Source organism: Methylomagnum sp., assembly GCF_054333355.1.
Genome location: NZ_JBTEKS010000048.1, coordinates 1 through 17,710 on the forward strand (window position 1 = coordinate 1; position 17,710 = coordinate 17,710).

20 protein-coding genes are annotated in these 17,710 nt (G+C 62.1%); 9 read left to right on the forward strand and 11 right to left on the reverse strand.

The genetic code is table 11. The features are described 5' to 3' along the window. Positions 1-76 precede the first annotated feature (76 nt). The gene (locus ACXWUF_RS06000; RefSeq protein WP_458493762.1) at positions 77-556 is read left to right on the forward strand and encodes a CreA family protein; all 480 of its coding nucleotides are present in this window, start codon (positions 77-79) and stop codon (positions 554-556) included. A 58-nt stretch (positions 557-614) separates the two neighbouring features. Here ACXWUF_RS06000 and ACXWUF_RS06005 read toward each other — a convergent pair whose 3' ends face one another. The 10 genes from ACXWUF_RS06005 to ACXWUF_RS06050 all read right to left on the reverse strand — a co-directional run bounded on the left by ACXWUF_RS06005 (position 615) and on the right by ACXWUF_RS06050 (position 11,177). Continuing rightward, positions 615-3,521: a PAS domain S-box protein gene (locus ACXWUF_RS06005; RefSeq protein ID WP_458493763.1), complete on the reverse strand. Its 2,907-nt coding sequence runs from the start codon at positions 3,519-3,521 to the stop codon at positions 615-617. Between the two features lie 348 nt (positions 3,522-3,869). Continuing rightward, positions 3,870-5,840 (reverse strand): AsmA family protein, encoded by a 1,971-nt coding sequence (locus tag ACXWUF_RS06010; RefSeq protein WP_458493764.1) that lies wholly within the window; start codon positions 5,838-5,840, stop codon positions 3,870-3,872. 104 nt (positions 5,841-5,944) lie between these two features. Next, positions 5,945-6,922 carry a YihY/virulence factor BrkB family protein gene (locus tag ACXWUF_RS06015; RefSeq protein WP_458493765.1) on the reverse strand — a complete coding sequence of 326 codons (978 nt, stop codon included), beginning with the start codon at positions 6,920-6,922 and terminating at the stop codon, positions 5,945-5,947. A gap of 81 nt (positions 6,923-7,003) precedes the next feature. Beyond that, positions 7,004-7,249: a hypothetical protein gene (locus tag ACXWUF_RS06020; RefSeq protein WP_458493766.1), complete on the reverse strand. Its 246-nt coding sequence runs from the start codon at positions 7,247-7,249 to the stop codon at positions 7,004-7,006. Positions 7,250-7,322: 73 nt separating this feature from the next. After that, positions 7,323-8,519 carry a DUF3618 domain-containing protein gene (locus ACXWUF_RS06025; RefSeq protein WP_458493767.1) on the reverse strand — a complete coding sequence of 399 codons (1,197 nt, stop codon included), beginning with the start codon at positions 8,517-8,519 and terminating at the stop codon, positions 7,323-7,325. Positions 8,520-8,627: 108 nt separating this feature from the next. Continuing rightward, positions 8,628-9,077 (reverse strand): DUF2383 domain-containing protein, encoded by a 450-nt coding sequence (locus tag ACXWUF_RS06030; protein WP_458493768.1) that lies wholly within the window; start codon positions 9,075-9,077, stop codon positions 8,628-8,630. A 34-nt stretch (positions 9,078-9,111) separates the two neighbouring features. Beyond that, complete coding sequence (locus tag ACXWUF_RS06035) at positions 9,112-9,534, reverse strand: phage holin family protein (protein ID WP_458493769.1); 423 nt, start codon at positions 9,532-9,534, stop codon at positions 9,112-9,114. A gap of 115 nt (positions 9,535-9,649) precedes the next feature. Continuing rightward, positions 9,650-10,168: a hypothetical protein gene (locus ACXWUF_RS06040; protein ID WP_458493770.1), complete on the reverse strand. Its 519-nt coding sequence runs from the start codon at positions 10,166-10,168 to the stop codon at positions 9,650-9,652. 102 nt (positions 10,169-10,270) lie between these two features. After that, positions 10,271-10,789 carry a hypothetical protein gene (locus ACXWUF_RS06045; RefSeq protein WP_458493771.1) on the reverse strand — a complete coding sequence of 173 codons (519 nt, stop codon included), beginning with the start codon at positions 10,787-10,789 and terminating at the stop codon, positions 10,271-10,273. 190 nt (positions 10,790-10,979) lie between these two features. Then, the gene (locus ACXWUF_RS06050; RefSeq protein ID WP_458493772.1) at positions 10,980-11,177 is read right to left on the reverse strand and encodes a CsbD family protein; all 198 of its coding nucleotides are present in this window, start codon (positions 11,175-11,177) and stop codon (positions 10,980-10,982) included. Between the two features lie 512 nt (positions 11,178-11,689). Between ACXWUF_RS06050 and sdhC the strand changes: the two genes are divergently transcribed. The 7 genes from sdhC (at position 11,690) to ACXWUF_RS06085 (ending at position 16,614) form a co-directional block, all read left to right on the forward strand. Then, entirely contained in the window at positions 11,690-12,067 is a 378-nt protein-coding gene (gene sdhC, locus ACXWUF_RS06055; protein ID WP_458493773.1) for a succinate dehydrogenase, cytochrome b556 subunit, read from the forward strand. A 72-nt stretch (positions 12,068-12,139) separates the two neighbouring features. Further along, on the forward strand, positions 12,140-12,520 hold the full coding sequence (sdhD, locus tag ACXWUF_RS06060; RefSeq protein WP_458493774.1) for a succinate dehydrogenase, hydrophobic membrane anchor protein: 381 nt from the start codon (positions 12,140-12,142) through the stop codon (positions 12,518-12,520). Between the two features lies 1 nt (position 12,521). Then, positions 12,522-14,309, forward strand: a complete 1,788-nt coding sequence (gene sdhA / locus ACXWUF_RS06065) for a succinate dehydrogenase flavoprotein subunit (RefSeq protein ID WP_458493775.1) — start codon at positions 12,522-12,524, stop codon at positions 14,307-14,309. A 21-nt stretch (positions 14,310-14,330) separates the two neighbouring features. Further along, positions 14,331-15,152, forward strand: a complete 822-nt coding sequence (locus ACXWUF_RS06070) for a DUF2887 domain-containing protein (RefSeq protein WP_458493776.1) — start codon at positions 14,331-14,333, stop codon at positions 15,150-15,152. Between the two features lie 37 nt (positions 15,153-15,189). Continuing rightward, complete coding sequence (locus tag ACXWUF_RS06075) at positions 15,190-15,972, forward strand: succinate dehydrogenase iron-sulfur subunit (protein ID WP_458493777.1); 783 nt, start codon at positions 15,190-15,192, stop codon at positions 15,970-15,972. 2 nt (positions 15,973-15,974) lie between these two features. Beyond that, on the forward strand, positions 15,975-16,220 hold the full coding sequence (locus tag ACXWUF_RS06080; protein ID WP_458493778.1) for an FAD assembly factor SdhE: 246 nt from the start codon (positions 15,975-15,977) through the stop codon (positions 16,218-16,220). Further along, on the forward strand, positions 16,171-16,614 hold the full coding sequence (locus ACXWUF_RS06085; RefSeq protein WP_458493779.1) for a protein YgfX: 444 nt from the start codon (positions 16,171-16,173) through the stop codon (positions 16,612-16,614). Before ACXWUF_RS06080 ends, ACXWUF_RS06085 begins: the two co-directional genes overlap by 50 nt. Before the next feature lie 118 nt (positions 16,615-16,732). Here ACXWUF_RS06085 and ACXWUF_RS06090 read toward each other — a convergent pair whose 3' ends face one another. After that, positions 16,733-16,945, reverse strand: a complete 213-nt coding sequence (locus tag ACXWUF_RS06090) for a hypothetical protein (RefSeq protein ID WP_458493780.1) — start codon at positions 16,943-16,945, stop codon at positions 16,733-16,735. Positions 16,946-16,988: 43 nt separating this feature from the next. Here ACXWUF_RS06090 and ACXWUF_RS06095 point away from each other — a divergent pair, with 43 nt between their 5' ends. Beyond that, positions 16,989-17,660, forward strand: a complete 672-nt coding sequence (locus ACXWUF_RS06095) for an SPFH domain-containing protein (protein WP_458493781.1) — start codon at positions 16,989-16,991, stop codon at positions 17,658-17,660. Positions 17,661-17,710: the final 50 nt, after the last annotated feature.

Below are 17,710 nucleotides of genomic sequence, written 5' to 3' on the forward strand. Positions count from 1 at the left end.
ACAATGCCGCGCCCGGTCGCGGTCTAAAGACCTCTCCCACGCCCCTCTATTTCACCCCACATCGGAGCGCAGCCCCATGAAGACATCCCAGATCAGCATCCTCGCCCTCCCTGCCCTGCTGTCCATGAGCCTATGGACAACCAGCGCCGCCGCCGCCGAGGTCGGCTGCGTGACCACCGCCTGGAAATTGCTGGGCGCCAACCACAAGGTGTGTGTCGATGCCTTCGACGACCCCAAGGTGCAAGGCGTCACCTGCCACGTCAGTCAGGCCAGGACCGGCGGGGTGAAGGGCACCATCGGCTTGGCGGAAGACCCGTCCCAGTTCTCCCTCGCCTGCCGCCAAACCGGACCCATCGCCCTGCCCGCCAAGCTGCCCGAGCAGGAGAACGTCTTTTCCGATGACACCTCGATTTTCTTCAAGGAAACCCGCGTCATCCGCCTGTGGGACGCGCCCCACAACACCCTGGTTTATCTCGCCATCAGCCGCAAGCTGATCGAGGGGGCCCCGGCCAACAGCATTTCCACGGTGCCGGTCATGCCCTGGGGGCGGCAATAATTGAAAAGGCCGACCCGGTTTTCAAAACCGAGTCGGCCTCCGTGGAATCTTGGAACGATCAAGCGTGATGATGACTGCGGGGCTGGTCACCCAGCCGCTCCAAGACCTCCCGGATCCGCCGCAGCAGGTCGGGCACATTGAAGGGCTTGGTGATGTAGGCGTCAAAACCTTCCCGCAGTCCCGTCTCGATGTCGTGGGCCATGGCGGCGGCGCTGACGGCGAACACCGCAATGCTCGCGGTGCCGGGATCGGCCCTGAGTTGGCGCAAGGCGTCCACCCCGCTCATTTCCGGCAAATGAATGTCCAGCAGAATCAGGTCGGGCAAATACTCGCGGGCCAGCACCAGCCCGAACTCGGCGTCCGTGGCGATCAACAGCCGGACCTTCGGCAACTGCCGGAAGATATGCTTCATCAAGCTGACATTGGCGGGGTTGTCCTCCACGTAAAGCACGCTCCCGTGCCATTCAACCAATTCCTTGGAAGCCACGGCCTGCCCGGCGGCGGCATCCCCCGCCACGGGCTGGGTGGCCGACGCCTCGCCCGCCATCGACAGCTCGACCCAGAACGCGCTGCCGCGCCCCGGCACACTGTCGAAGCCAATGCCGCCGCCCATGGCCTCGACCAAGTGCTTGACGATGGTCAGGCCAATGCCGGTGCCCTCGATGCCGGTGCGTTCGGCGCCCAGCCGCTCAAACGGCTGGAAAATCAGCGCCCGCTTATCGGCGGGAATGCCGATGCCGTTGTCCGTGACGGTGACGCGCATTTGCCCCAGTCCCTCCGTGCAAGTCACCGCCACCGCGCCGCCGGTGTGGGAATACTTGATGGCGTTGGACAGCAGATTGACCAGGACTTGCCGCAACCGCCCCGCATCGGCCAGCACCGCCCGGTGGCAGGCGCCGGCCACATCCAGGTCGATGCTCCGCGCTGTCGCCAGCGGCGCCATCAGGGACAGGGTGTCGGCGATGACCTCGTCCAGCGACACCCGGGTGATGGCGAGTTCCAGGCGTCCGGCCTCGATGCGGGCCAGGTCCAGCACTTCGTTGATGAGGCTGAGCAGGTGATAGCCGCCCGCGTGGATGTGGCTGACCAACTCCTTTTGCCGCTCCGTCAAGGGGTCCGGCTCGTCCAGCTCCAGCAATTGGCTGAAGCCGATGACCGCGTTGAGCGGGGTGCGGAGTTCATGGCTCATCCGCGACAGGAATTCCGACTTGGCCCGGTTGGCGGCCTCGGCGGCGCGCTTGGCCTCCAGCAGGGCGGACTCGGCCTGCTTGCGCTCGGTGAGATCGACGCAGGTTACCAGCAGCTCCTTGCCCATCACGATGCCGGAAATCTCCACGATGCGCGTCTCGCCGGTATTGCACACGACCCGGTATTCGTGCGGCTCGATCTCCGTGCCCAGTTGGGTCGCCCGCTCGACCGCGCCTTGCCAAGTGTTCAAGACCCATTGCCGATAGGCGGGATCGGGATAGGCGCGGGGCCACCATTCCTGGGTCGTCGGCACATCGTCGGCGGTGTAGCCCAGCAACTCCACGAAGCGGTCGTTGCGGAAATACATGGCGTCGTTCTCGTCCACCAGGCACAGGCCGACGGGCATTTTCGCGAGGATGTTGCGGAGTTTTTCCTCGCTGCTGCGGAGGGCGGTTTCCGCCTTGTGGCGCTCGGTGATGTCCACCACCATGCCGACCAGATTGAGTGGCCGCTGGTTGGCGTCGCGGATGACCGTCACCGCCAAATCCACCCACACCACCCCGCCCGACCGGGTGAGGTAGCGCTTCTCCATCCGGTAGTCGTCCCGTCCGCCCGCCAGGATTTCATTCAGATATTCCGTTTCCACCGCCAAGTCGCCGGGGTGGGAAAGGCGGGCGAAGTTCATGCCCCGCAACGCCTCGGGGGAATAACCGACCAGTTGGGCGAAGCTGTCGTTGAATTGCAGCAGGAAGCCCTCCGCGTCGGTGAAGGCGATGCCGGTGTTGGCCCGCTCGAAAATGCTGCGGAAGCGGGCCTCGCTGCCCTGCATGGCCCGCTCGACGACTTTTTGCAAGGTGATGTCTTGAAGCGTGCCGACGGCCCCGACCAGATGCTCGTCCGGCCCGAAACTCAAGCGGGCGTGCTGGCGCACCCAGCGGGTTTCGTCGCGGACGATGATCCGATGCTCGCTGTCGAAGACGCCGGTGGCCATAGCCCATTGCCAGGCCCGGTCCACCTCCGGGCGGTCGCCGGGGTGAACCCTGTCGGTGAAGTCCGCCAAGCGCACCGGGGCGCCCGGTTCAACGCCCAACAAGCGGTAGGTTTCGTCGCTCCAGATCAAGCGCTGGTCCCTGGCCTGATAATCCCAACTGCCGAGGTGGGCCAGGGCTTGGGCCTCGCGCAGGCGGGCGTCGCTGTCCTTGGCGGCGGCCAGGGCTTGGCGCAAGACATCAATGATGCGCATCGCCACCATGGTCACGATGGCGGACGTGCCAATCAGGCTATAAATGGTAGTGATCCAAGACTGGGTCTGCCGCACATGAAGTTCGTAGTCGATGTGATTGGTCAGCAGGCCGTTCACGAAGCCAGCGCCGACCGCCCCTATAGTGAGGACGAACACCCCCGCCACGCCCCAGGCCCAGCGGAGCGGCAGAAGCAGCATCACCACCAGAATGACCACGACAGCGGTATACCGGCTATCCGCCAGCAAGCCCAGATAGGTGTGGCTGAACAGCAGGTTGCACCATAGCGCCGTCAGGAAAATCCCGATCCGCCAACCATAGGGGATCCGCTTCCGTAGCGCCGCCAACCCATAGAGCAGGGCCAGCAAGCTTAATTGGATGGAGAACAGTGGGGACCAACCGAGATAAGCGGCCCGGCTCACCGAAACCGCGACGGCGGGCGTTATCAGCACACAGAAGAGCAATAACAAATCGTTCAGCGTGCGGTCGCGCAGTTGATCGAAATCGAATGACGCGCCGTGGGGTTCTCGGTTCATGGGCTGTGGTTGTTTTCGCCTTGCCGCTATATTCATTTTGGATGTGCGGCGTTCACCTAGGCCGACACGGTTTGTGAAACCGAGTCGGCCTTTCTCGCTGCCGTACACCCACGTTGAAAACGCTCTGAGCTTCGTGGGAGGCTGGTTGCAGCGGCGGTGCTTTGGACGGGTACGCCTTCCCAGTATGGTAGCCAGCTTGAGGGGAAAATGGGAAATATGGTGGGAGATTCGCTGGCGGGAGCGCGGGGCGATGTGGGGATTTGCCGCTGCGTCGCGTAACCGATTCTGTTGGTTTGCTAGGCTTGTGTGCCAGTCATGCTGGGTGGGCACGCACTCATGCCCACCGGACTATCTCCGCCGCCCCTTGGGTTTCCCCTTGCCCGGCACCGGCGTACTTTCCTGCCGCTCCGCCGCCTTGACCAGCGCCCGGCACGGGCTGTCCTGGCCCAGCCCCAATTCCAACCACGGCAGGATAATGGCGGGCGGCGCCACCACCCCCAAGGCAATGGACGCCCCCACCCTGGCCGCCAATGGCAGGATTTCGGGCCGGGGGCGCGGCTGTTTGAGCGTGCCGGTCACGAGGATGGGCGTGCGGGCGACGAAGAGGCTGACATCCTTGGGATGGGCGGTGAAGCGGAAATCCAAGGTCTCGTCCCGCAGATTGAGCTGGCCATCGCCGAATAGATTGGTGTCGGTGGTGTCCATCAAGAACAGCTTGGTCTTGAGCAGGCCGTCGGTCACGATGAAATCGACAATCGTGCAGGGCGCGGCCACACTGTCGTCATCGCCGGTCACGACTATCCCTAAGGACTCGAAGATGTCCACGCCCGCCAACTCCATCATCAGCTCGGCCACCCGGCCATTCTCCATCACGACCGTGATTCCCCCGTCCGCCGCCGCCGCCATCGCCGCCACCGAGTTGCCGGCGGTGGTCAGATCGACCTTGCCAAAGAACAAACCGGCGGTTTGATCGGCGAAGGGCGTCTTGGACACCAGCCGCTTGAACGGCACCTTGTCGATCCGGGCTTCGACGCGGGCCAGAATCTTGTTCTCCCTGGCGTCCAAATTGATGTTTGACGTGATTTGGCCCAAGCCAATGCTGGCGCTGGCCGGCTTGAGGCTCAACACGCCACGCTCCATCTTGAGGTGGGCCAACACCTCGTCCACCGGCATGAGCGGCGTCACGATGTTGGCGCTCTTGAAGCGAATGTCCGCATCCGCCACCCGCAGCCCCGCCACGTCGTAGGGCTGGTCGGGCAGCAGCTTGGGGCGCGGCGGCGCGTCCGACTTGGGGTTCGCGCCAATGAAACCGGCGAAATCGCGGAAATCCAGCTTTTTCGATTCCAGGTCGCCCGCCAAGAATGGTCGCTCATCCCGGAGGGTGAACATCAAGCTGCCGGACAAATCGCTATTGCCGAGCTTGCCCGCGAAATCCCGCACCCGCCATTGCTCGCCCTGGCGGCTCACCCGCCCGGCGAATCGGTAGGCGCCCGTCTCGGGTATCCAAGCGCGGGTGAAGGGGCGCAGCGCGGCCAAGTCGGGACCGTGGGCCTCGAAGCGCAGGTCCGGGCCTTCCAGCTTCAGCGGTTCCTGAATGGTGCCGCCGACCTTGGCCTCGGTGGGTCCGTACACCAGCTTCACGTCGAGGGGGAAGGGCCGCTCGGTGTTCCACAAGTCCAGCACCGAGCCGCCCCGCACTTCCAAATTGAACCGCTCTTTCTGTAAGCGGCCCCGGCCCACCAGCTTCAAACCCCGCTCGTCGGACTCGCCCATGGCGGTGGAGACATTCATGTCCAACTCGGTCCCGGCGGCGGGATCGCTGAACAGCATCCGGCCATCGTCGATGGCAAGCTGGTCGATCTTGGGGAACCAGCGGCGGCTGATGGGCAGGCCGGTGGAGTCCTTTTCCTTGCCTTTATCCGGTGGGCCGAATTCCCAATTGGCCGCGCCGTCCCGATTTTTCTCCAGCGCCAGCCGGGGCTTGGTGATTTCGATTTCGGGCAGGACGATGTGGCCCTTGAACAAATCGGGCAGGTGGAGGGCGATGACGGCGCGGTCCAGGGTGAACATGTGGGGCTGACTGCCCCAGGCGGCGTTATCCAGTTCGATGCCATTGACGGTGAGGCGCGGCGTCCAGGACCAATCCATGCGCATGTCGCCATTGATGGCGAAATGCCGACCCAGGCGCTCGCTGACCAGGGAAGAAACCGGGCCGCGCAGGCGGTTCCAGTCGAATAGCAGCAAGACCAGAATGGCCACCAGGACCAGCCCCAGCAGTGCGCCGAAAGTAATGCCTATCCATTTCAGTGGGCGGGACATGGGATGACCCTGAAAGAGCTTCCTGCTTTCATGAGAAAAGTGCGGATTCCGACCCCCTCTCCCGCTGGAGAGGGGACAAAAAACCGTCTCCACCCATCCCATGCTCATTCGTCATCAGACGACCGTCCCAACGTGTCCGCCACATAAGCCCCCCGCTCGCCCATGGGTTTGGGCTGACCTTCCGTGGTGTCGTGCCCGGTCTGATGCTCCATCTCGGCGTTCACCTCCGCGCCCAGCAGCACCACATAGGACGTGAGATAAACCCAGGTCAGCAGAATGACCGCCGCGCCCACCGAGCCATAGGTCTCGTTATACGAGCCGAAGCTGGCGACATAGAAGGAAAACAGGCCAGACCCCATCAGCCACAGCACGGTGGCGAACACGGCGCCGGGCGTGACCCATTCCCAGCGGGGCTGATCGCGGCAAGGCCCGTAGTGATAAATGACCGCCAGACCCATGATGAACAGCAAGCCCAGCAACGGCCAGGCCAACAGGTTCAGCAGGGCCGTCACCAAGCCGCCGATGCCAAGCGCATCGAAAATGGCCGGTAACAGGACGATCAACGCCAGCGCCACCACCACAAACAGGATGGCCCCGACGGTCAGGGCCAAGGACAACAGGGTGAGGCGGGTAAAGCTGCGGCGTTCGGGCTGGTTGTAGACGATGTCCAGGGCGGTGATGATGGAACTGACGCCCCGCGAGGTACTCCAGACCGCCACCAGCAAGCTCAGCAAGACGCCAAAACTCAAGCTGCCAGCGGCATGGCTGGCGATTTGGCGCAACTGTTCCCGCAATAAATTCAAAGCCTCGGGTGGCAACACGTTACGTAGGAAGCCGGCTTCCCGCTCCACGTCGCCGGGGTCGGCGATGAGTCCATAAATCCCGACGATGGCACCCAGCGCGGGAAACAGCGCCAACAAGGCGAAGAACGCCACGCCGGCGGCCACGAAGGACATGTTGTGTTGCTGAAGATCGGCCCAGACCCGGTGGGCGATGTCGCGCCAGCCCTCATAGGGAATATCCCAAGGACGGCTGGCCGTTCGGCCATGTGGGTCGTGGTGGGCTTGGGTGGGTGTGGACATGACTTATCCCCGCATCCCATATTGATTGAATATCCGTCATTCCGGCATTCCCCGGCGGAATGAGGCTAGGAGCCTATCGGCCTACAGCGATTGCCCGAAGCGCTTATACGTCCATGGCTCATCCGCCCACGACGAAAACGCGCCCGCCTCGCTGTCCTCCCGCATCCCCGCCGCGCTGACCCGTGGCACGCCGCCGACGATGTTGCCGGTCTCGTCGGTTTTCTGGTCGCCGTGAGGGTTGTCTCCGGCCTCGCGGCTGGACTTGGGGCGTTGGCCGGGGGCAACCGGGGCCATGGGTTGGCCGTCCGTGATGTCTCGCTCGTTCATGATTGGGGGATCTCCAACGATGTAATGCGATGTGGGAGCGGTTTTCAACCGCTCCCACTGGCACTGTTAATTTTTAGGGACGCCGGGTCTCGCCACCGGGCGTGGTCGGAATGGGCTGGCCCATGCCAGTGGCCGCCGTGGTGGCCGTGGTGGTTGTGCCGCCGCCGGGTCCGCTGTGCTGACCGGACAGAAGGTCACCCGAAGAACGTCCGGCTGTGGCCGGATGACTCTCGGCCCGGTCCCGCTCGGTTTCCCGCCCCCGCTGTCCGGCTTGCTCCTTGACGCCCGAGACCAGCGACTCGGCACCGGATTTAACCTGCTCCCGAACCTCGCGGATCATTTCGCCGCCGGTTTCGTCGGCGCGGTGCAGCAGCTCGTCACGGGCCTCGCCCATGAACTCATCTTCCGGGCGGGTGCGCGGCAGGCTGGCGCCCAGCGCCGCGCCGATGGCGATACCCAAGGCGCCCAGCACCAAGGGCTGCTCTTCAATCACGTAACGGGTTTGCTCCTTCACCTTCTGTCCGGCCCAGCGGGCTTGCTCGCGGGCTTCGTTAGTCCATTCCGAGGCTTTTTCCCGCGCCTCGTCGGTCCATTCGGATGCCTTCTCCCGCGCCTGCCCCAAGACCCGCCCCGCTTTCTGGCTGACTTCGTCGGCGGTGTCGGAGGCTTTCCGCTTGGCCGTGTCCACGGCTTCGCCCACCGCCTGCCCGGCTTCGTTGAGCGTGCCGCCCATCCGCGCCCCCATTCTCTGGCCCATGCCCCGAGCCGTGCGGCGTTCGCTGCCCCGGCGCTCGGTCTGGCTGGTCCAGGTGGAACCGCCCGTATCGGTGCGACGCTCCATGCCTAAGCGGCGCTCGGTGAAGGCTTTCTCGCCCAAGGAATGCTCGGGCACGTAGCCGCCACTTCCCGCCTCGTAGGCCGACGGCGACTCATAGCCCGCCGCGCCATAATCGCGACTTCTGGACGAATAACGGGATGAATAGCGGGAATGTTCGGGATGGGACGCGCCATTGCTCCGGCCCGACATGAACAACCAGGCCAGCCCCACCCCGACCATGGTGGCGGGGACGGGATTGTCCCGCAGGGTGCCCATGACTTCCGAGCCAATCCAGCCCGCCTTCTCGTCCAAATAACCTAAGGCTTCATCCACCATCTGTCCCGGGGACAGCTTTTTTTGAAGGTCGTCCAAGGTGCCGGCCATCCGGTTACGGGTTTTCTCGATGTCCTGCTCGATGTCTTCCGGTCTACGGTTTTCTTCATAGGTTTCCATATTTCGACTCCGTTTAAATCCGGTACGAAGCGCTATCGAAAGAACGCGTACCGGTTGCTTCGCTTGCGCAACACCTGCGCTCGGTGCGCCACCCGACGAATGGCGGCTTCACATCAATGCCAGGCGCTCCTCGATCCAGGCGCGATGGCGACGCTCGTCCGCCAGGTTCTGGGTCAGGACGCCTTCGACACGGGCGGGTAGATCCTTGCGGCGCAAGGCCCGTTCGTAAGCCTCGTTGGTGTCGTCCTCGTTGGACCGCATGGCCTGGAGGATGCCCTTGTCGCCCGCCAGATTGCCGATCAGCACCTTGCCCTGGGTAAGAATCGCCTTGAAGTCCCGCTCGGTGGGCGGCATTTCGCCCAAGTCACGGACAATGCGGCTCAGTTCCTGGATGTGCTTGTGGTGATCGCTCATGAACTCGCCGAGCCGATCCTGAATGGCGTGGTTATCGAGCCGGTCGATGGCGACCTGATAGGCCGCGACCGCATCGAAATCCAGTTCAATCAGCGCCTTCAAGGTGTCCCTGAACGAATGCTCGCTGCCGATGAAGGTGGCCATCAGGATGCCTCCGGGGCGGACAATACGGGGCCGCTCATTTGAATTGCTCCTTCAAGACCTCGCCGTCCCGCCGCAAGGATTCGCCGCTACGGCGCGGGGTCAGCGATCCAGAGTCGAGATTGCTTCGGCCCCACAGCATGATCCCGATGCCCGCCCCCGAGACCAATAGGCCGATGATGAGGGGGGACAGCCATGGGTAATCGAGGGCGGTGGCGCCGAGCATTTGGCTCAGGCCCGCCACGGCGGCCAGCATGAGAATCAGGAAACCCACCAACAGCACGGCACCGCCCGCCGCTATCTCGCCAGCGCCTGCCTTGGCGTCCGAAACTTTTTCTGAAACCTCGGCCTTGATGAGCTGGGTTTCCTGACGAACCAGGGTGGACAGTTCCCGCGTCAAGTCGGTAAACAGGTTGCCCAGCGAGAATTCCCGCTTGGCATTGGGTTCATCGGGTCGCATAAATTTTCTCCGCGAAAATTCCGCCATTGTGGGAGCGGGCTTCAGCCCGCGGCGCACTCAGCTGATCGTGGGCTGAAGCCCACTCCCACCGCCATATACTCGATCCAAAATCGCTCTAGGATCGATAGACGCGCCCGGACTCGGAGTGTGCGTATCCCGTGGCCCGGGGCCGCCCTTCCGACGAACTCTTGAGGAAGCGCGCCATCAGCAGCCCGGCGACCAAGCTGCCGCCGAAGAACAGCCCCGGATGCTGGCGGGCGTAGCCTTCCACCTGGCCATACAGGGCGCGGAAGTCCTGGTCGCGGAGGTTGGCTGCCAAGCGATCCATGGATGCCGCCGCCCGCCCCACCAAGTTGGCCGTGGAAGGGCGCTGCTCTTGATCCAACTCGTGGGCCGTCTTGCGCAGGGCTTCCACCATGCCGCCGATTTCATCGGCGGCGGCCCGGCGCTGGCCTTCGAACAGGGCTTGACCGCGCTGCTTCGCCTCGCCCGCCAAGCGCCGCGCCTCCTCCTTCATTTCACCTTGCAGCTCGCCCGCCGCTTGCTTCGCTTCGCCAGCGGCTTCCTTCGCTTGGTATTCGGTTTCCGAACCGGCGGAGCGCCGGGCCGGGTTTTCCATCTCGGAATAAGCCATGGTATTAACCTCGAAATGATTAGTGGGCGGCCCACCGGGAATGAAGCCACAAAACTCCACCCTGGCTTGGCCGAAAGGACTGTGCGTGCCGTCGTCGGCGGATTAGCTCACACCGGCTTCCGTGCTGGTGGAGATGTCTTCCGCGCCGGCTTCCTCGAAGATGTCCTCGATGCGGTCGCGCTGGTCGCTGTTGGTGGTGTGGACGGAAATCAGGATATTGCCGGCCTTAACCTTGCCCTCGTAGCGCTTGGCCTCGTATTCCGGGATGCCGAGTCCGACCAGGGCACCGATGAGACCGCCCGCCGCCGTGCCGACGGCGGCTCCGCTCAAGGCGGCGACGATGGGTCCAGCCGCCACGAACGGTCCCAAGCCTGGAATGGCCAAGCTGCCGAAACCCGCCAGCCAACCCAGAATGCCGCCCACGCCCATCCCTGCCAATCCGCCCGCGGTGGCACCTTCCGGTGCCTTGGTGTGCTTCTCGTGAGCGAAATCACGGGTGGCCGATTTATCGGGGAATAAGACCGAAATATCGCTATTAGAAAACCCCGCCGTCTTCAGACGATCCACGATGCTTTCCGCTTGCTCGGTCGATGTGGCGATGCAGAAAACCGCTTTATCCATGACATTTTCCTCTGCTTATCAATGATGTTGGGAAAGCTCCGGCGACACGGCAATTTATGAAGAGGGCTAAAAAAGGCAGCGCCCGAAACTATTCACTAAGCGCTGCCATCGCCGCTAAAACTCACTTGCCATATTCACTTAAATGCGCGCCGGTCAATATCTCTATTGAATTAAATAATGGGCCAGCGGTTCACATCTTATATTTGAAGCTATTCACCTGCTTCTCGGCCTCATCGCGGGCAATACCGTACCGCTCCTGGATTTTGCCGACCAATTTCTCGCGTTCACCCGCGATTTGGTCGAGTTCATCGTCAGTAATCTTGCCCCATTGCGATTTGATCGACCCTTTGACTTGTAGCCAATTGCCTTTCACTTGATCCCAGTTCATGGTGAGTCTCCCGGTAGGATGGATGGTGATGGTTGAGCGCCAATTAATACGTGCCTACAACCCAGCGTGGTGAGCTTGGTCCAATGCTTGATGCGTAAGTAGAAATCCCCACATCGGTGCGTCAGATTGGCACGTAATTAATTAATACTCTATCGCATGAGACTATATAGGCACCCCAAGTTTCCCTGTTTTTTGGATACACAAATACTTATGCAGTAATACCTATGTGAAATCCCCCGGCCCGCGCGCTCCCAAGCTCCGCCTCACGCCACCCCACGAAACTCAACTTGGTGGAGCGATGGGAAGCGGAGCTTCCAAGACCGCGTTCCCAAGCTCTGCTTGGGAACGCGCAAACGAGCGAGGACCAACAAAAAAACATGGACAAATCGTCTCTAATCTATTGCCCGGACGTGTGCTTGTGATTGCTTCCGCCCCACGGTATAACCCGCCAACCCTTCCTTAGAAGGCGTCGCATGGGCCAAAACCGGAATAGTCGAACTCGAAAATCCACCATGAACGAACGTCCCCTTTCGCCGCATCTACAGGTTTACCGTCTCCCCATCACGGCGGTGCTATCCATCAGCCATCGGGCCACCGGAGTCATGCTCAGCTTGGGATTGATTCTTTGGGTGGCCTTTTTAATGGCCGCCGCCGGGGGCGAAAGCTCATACGCCACCGCCCAGGCGTTTCTGGGTTCCTTTCTGGGCCGGTTGATGCTGTGGGCTTGGATTTACGCGCTGTTCTTCCACCTCTGCCATGGCGTTCGGCATTTGATCTGGGATACGGTGCATGGCTTGGAGCGCGAAACCCTGGAACTGCACGGCAAAATCGAAATCGCGGCGTCGGTGGGGCTGACCCTGCTGGTGGGCATCATCACTTTGATCCGCTAGGAATACTGAGAAACCGACTCGGTTTTTAAAACCGAGTCGGTCTAATCCGAATTCGAGAATCACGAGGTCTCCATGAGTTATCAAACCCCCCTGGGCAAGGCCCGTGGCCTGGGTTCCGCCGGGCAAGGCTCCCACGAATGGTGGCGTCAGCGCGTCACCGCCGTGGCGATGGTTCCCCTGGTTTTCTGGTTCGCCTGCGCCATCGCCATGTTGCCGAGCCTCGATTACGCCGAGGTCAAGCACTGGATCGCGGCGCCCTGGAACAGCCTGTTGCTGCTGTCCTTCATCATCCTCACCGCTTATCACACCGTGCTGGGACTCCAGGTCGTCATCGAGGATTATGTCCACATCGAATGGATGAAAATCGCGGGCCTTTTGGCGATGAAGCTGGTGTTCTCCTTCTTAGGGCTAGCGGCGTTGTACGCCACCCTGCGCATCATTTTTGTGAGCTGATATGAGCAAGCCTTACGAGATCATTCGCCACACCTACGACGCCGTCGTGGTGGGCGCGGGCGGCGCCGGACTCCGGGCCGCGCTGGGGCTGGCCGAACGCGGACTCAAGACCGCCTGCCTGACCAAAGTCTTCCCCACCCGCAGCCACACCGTCGCCGCGCAAGGCGGGATCAGCGCGGCCCTCGGCAACATGGGCGAGGACGACTGGCGCTGGCACATGTACGACACGGTGAAGGGCTCGGACTGGCTGGGCGACCAGGACGCCATCGAATACATGTGCCGCGAGGCCATCCCCGCCGTGATCGAGCTGGAGCATTACGGCGTGCCGTTCTCCCGCACCCCCGACGGCAAGATTTATCAGCGGGCCTTCGGCGGCATGACCACCCGCTTCGGCGAGGGCACCGCCCAGCGCACCTGCGCCGCCGCCGACCGCACCGGCCATTCCATCCTGCACACGCTCTACCAGCAATCGCTCAAGCACGAGGTGGAGTTCTTCGTCGAATACTTCACCCTCGACCTCATCATGGACGAGGGCGTGTGCCGGGGCGTGCTGGCCTGGAAGCTGGACGACGGCACCCTGCATTTGTTTCGCTCCCACATGGTCATCCTGGCGACCGGCGGCTACGGGCGGACCTATTTCTCCTGCACCGCCGCCCACACCACCACCGGCGACGGCAACGCGATGGTATTGCGGGCCGGGCTGCCCTTGCAGGATATGGAATTCGTGCAATTCCACCCCACCGGCATCTATGGTGCGGGCTGCCTCATCACCGAGGGCGTGCGCGGCGAGGGCGGCTATCTCACCAATTCCGAAGGCGAACGCTTCATGCCCCGCTACGCTCCGAACGCCAAGGATTTGGCCTCGCGGGACGTGGTGAGCCGGGCCATCACCATCGAGATTCGCGAGGGCCGGGGCGTCGGGCCGGAGAAGGACCACATGCATCTGCACCTCGAACACCTCGACCCGGCGGTGATCGAGGAACGGCTGCCGGGCATCCTCGAAACCGCCAAGATTTTCGGCGGCGTGGACGCCCGCAAGGAACCCATGCCGGTGCTGCCGACGGTCCACTACAACATGGGCGGCACGCCCACCAATTACCGCTGCGAAGTGGTCACACTGAAGGATGGCGACCCGGAAAGCGTGGTGCCGGGCCTGATGGCCGTGGGCGAGGGCGCCTGCGTTTCGGTGCATGGCGCCAACCGGCTCGGCTCCAATTCGCTGCTGGATTTGGTGGTGTTCGGTCGCGCCGCCGCGATCCGTTGCGCGGAAGTGGTCAAGCCGGGCACGTCCCATAAGCCGCTGTCGGAATCGGCCTGGGAACCCCATCTGGACCGTTTCGACCGGCTGCGCCACGCCAAAGGTTCGCGCAAGACGGCGGATATCCGGCTCGATATGCAGAAGACCATGCAGAGCCATGCCAGCGTGTTCCGCACCGGCGAGGTGTTGAGTGAAGGCGTGGAGAAGTTGGGCAAGGTGATGGAGTCTTTCCAAGACGTGAATGTCAGTGACCGCTCCCTGGTCTGGAACACGGACTTGGTGGAAACCCTGGAACTGGAAAACCTGCTCGGCCAAGCCATGGTCACGATTGTCGGCGCCCTCAACCGCGAGGAAAGCCGGGGCGGTCACGCCCGCGAGGATTTCCCGGAACGGGACGACGACAACTGGCTCAAGCACTCGTTGCTATGGCTGGACGAGAAGCACCAAGTAAGTTACGCCTATCGTCCCGTGCATTTGTACACGTTGACCGATGAGGTCGAAGTCATCGCGCCGAAGAAGCGGGTGTATTGAGGCGCTGATTCGGCCAGCCCGATGAAGACCGACGCGCTTCTCTATCGGCTGCTGCAAGATCACCCCGATTTGGTGTTTGAACTGGCGGGGCTGCCGCTGCCGAAAGCGCATTACGAACTGCGAGCGGAAGAGATCAAGGAAACCCAGTTCCGGTTTGATGGCTTGCTGATTCCGCCCGAGGTGAGCGAGGAATCGCCGCTGGTTTTCCTGGAGAATCAATTCTGGCTGGATGATGATTTTTACGCCCGTTGGTTTGCCTCGATCTTTCTCTATCTTCGCAAACACCCAGAACAGCGCTGGTGGCGGGCGGTGGCGTTGTTCCCGGAACGGCGCGTGGATGTGGGGCAAACTCGGGGGTTTGAGGAATTGTTGGCCGGACGGGTGACGCGGGTTTATCTGGATGAGTGGTCGGCCATGCAACCGGAATCGCCTGCGCTGGGTCTGATTGAATTGCTGTTGGCGGAACCGGATCGAGCCATTATCAAGGCTCGGGAAATGCTGGCGGTGTCCCCTCCCATCTGGCCGGATTTTCGGAGTTGGATAGAGACGTTATTGATTTATAAACTGCCGCGCCTAACGCGGGAGGAGATTAGAGCCATGGTGCATTTGATTGATGTTGATTTGAAAGACACCCGGTATTTCCAAGAAGCCTATGCCGAGAGGGAAGCAAACCTATTGATTCGTATGATGAATAAGCGACTCGGGGGTGCGCTGCCACCTACCCAGGAAGCCATTATCCGCACTCTTCCCCTGGAACGTTTGGAGGATATGGGGCTAGCACTATTGGACTTTACTAGTCAGGACGACTTGTCCCGCTGGCTGGCCCAGAACACTTCGCACTAACCTCCTCCCGACCGTTTGACTTTAGCGAATTCACGCCATGGCCCAATTTACCCTCCCCAAAAATTCCACCGTCAAACCCGGCAAAGTCCACCCCGCCCCAGAAGGCGCCACCCGGACCCGCCGCTTCGAAGTTTACCGCTACGATCCCGAGACCGGCGAGAACCCCCGGCTCGACGTGTACGAAGTGGACCTGGACCGCTGCGGCCCGATGGTCTTGGACGCGATCCTCAAGATCAAGAACGAGATCGACAGCACCCTGGCGTTCCGCCGTTCCTGCCGGGAAGGCGTGTGCGGCTCCTGCGCCATGAACATCGACGGGCGCAACACCCTGGCCTGCACCAAGGAGATCGAGGATTGCGGCGAGGTGGTGAAAATCTATCCTCTGCCCCATCTGCCGGTGGTCAAGGACTTGGTGCCGGACATGACCCACTTCTTCGCCCAGTACGCTTCGGTGAAGCCGTGGATCGAGACCCAGACTCCGCCCCCCGCCGACCGCGAGCGCCTGCAAAGCCGCGAGGAGCGGGCCAAGCTGGACGGCCTGCATGAGTGCATCCTGTGCGCCTGCTGCTCGACCAGTTGCCCGAGCTATTGGTGGAACAGCGAGCGCTACCTCGGCCCGGCCACCCTGCTGCAAGCCCATCGGTGGATTCAGGACAGCCGCGACGAAACCGCTGGCGAGCGGCTGGACGCGCTGGAAGACCCCTTCAAGCTGTACCGCTGCCACACCATCATGAATTGCACCGACACCTGCCCGAAGGGTTTGAACCCGGCCAAGGCCATCGCCGAAATCAAGCGGCTGTTGATCGAACGGCAGCGGTAGGCATGGAACGGGGTCGGCTCTGGTGGCTGTGTCGGCGCGGCATGAAGGAATTGGATTTGCCGCTGCAAGGCTATCTCGAACAGGGCTACGAGGCGGCGAGTCCACAGGAACGAGCCGCTTTCGTCCGCCTGCTGGACGAGTCCGACGATAGCCTGTGGCGTTATTTCTTCGCCGACGTAAGCCCAGAAGACCCCGCACTTGCCGAACTCGTCCGCACCCTCCGCCGCGCCGCTGCATCTCATCCTTAAGCAATCTCCCACCCTGAACCGCTTTATTTTCGTGGTTCATGGCTTGGCGGGATTCGCTGCCCTCGCTAACCCATTGCCTGTTTGGATCAAGGCCAGCCTGTTCATGGCGGTGGCCTTAAGCCTTTATTTCACTTACCGGAATCATGTGCTTGACCCGGCGGTTCGGGAGTTATCCCTGTCGCCTGATGGGGAGTGGAAAGTCATGTGCCGCTCGGGAACGGTGTTCGCGCAGTTGGCTGACGGCAGCGTGGTGACGCGCTGGCTTGTCATCCTGCATTTGATTCCCGAGTCCGGCGGCAAGCTCGCTGTTCCTATCTTGCGGGATAGCTTGGATGCGGAGTCGTTTCGGCGGTTGAGGGTGCATTTGCGGGTGGTGGGAAGTAAGCAGGACTGAGTGGCACGGGGGCCAACATTTCCTACATGGCGTCGGGCATGGGTACATGCCCGACCTACGATCTGGCGCGATATACTGACGCCTTTTTTCACGGGGGTTCATCATGTTTCTTTCACTGTTACCGAAACTCGGCTTGCTGCTCGGCGTTTGGCTGGGGTTGTGGGCGGGTGCCCTGCTGGGCATCTGGGGTGGCCTGTTGGTATGCATCGGCTTGGCGGCGGTCGGCGGGGTGCTGCTGGCGCAGGGCGTGATGTTCGGCGGCGTGTTTATCGGATTGGGGCTGGTCACGTTCGGTTTGGGGTTCCGCAATATTCCCGCCAATCCACCGCATAAAGCCTTGGTGACGTTGTGGGGCAAACGCCGGGTGGCGGGCGCTGAACGAAGGCTATACCGTCATCGCGCCGTATTTTCCGTTCTTCTACGATGTCATCCTCATCAATGTCGAACAGAAGAACCAGGATTTCAGCTTCGACAATCTGCGCTGCAATGCTCAGGGCCAGTTCCAGGGCAGCGCCAGTGTGCAGGTGAAGGTCGGCATTACTTGGCAACCGGACACGCGGGGCGAACGGCTTTACAACTATGTGGGCGTGGGCAACGAGCAAGGCACTTGGAATATCCTGCGCGACATGCTGGCCGAGGCGCTGCGCCAATATGTCGCCCCGCGCCATTGGCAGGAATTGGCCCATGCTGGCGGGGAGATTACCCAGACGTTGCTGCAAAAGCTGACCGGCCAGAGCCAGCCCGCCACGGCGGCGAATGGGCACGCGGATATTCTGGGGCTGGGGATTATCATCACCCGCTTGAATGTGGGTGAAATCATCCCGGTGGGCCGGACGGTGGAAGGCACGGAGAATGCCGCCGATACCGAGATTCTGTTGCAAACCGCCGTGATGCTTAAAAAAGCCTATGAGCAGGCGGGCGAGCGGCGGAGTTTGGACGAGTGCATGGTGGAGGCGCGGCGGTTGCGGACGACACAGACGGGCGGGGGGAATTTTGTGGATGTGCCGGGGTTGGCGGGGATGATGCAGGGTTTGGGGCGGCGGTAGTTGATATATGCTCGCTTCCATGCGGTTCATCACAGCCCGTAAGTTTAGGG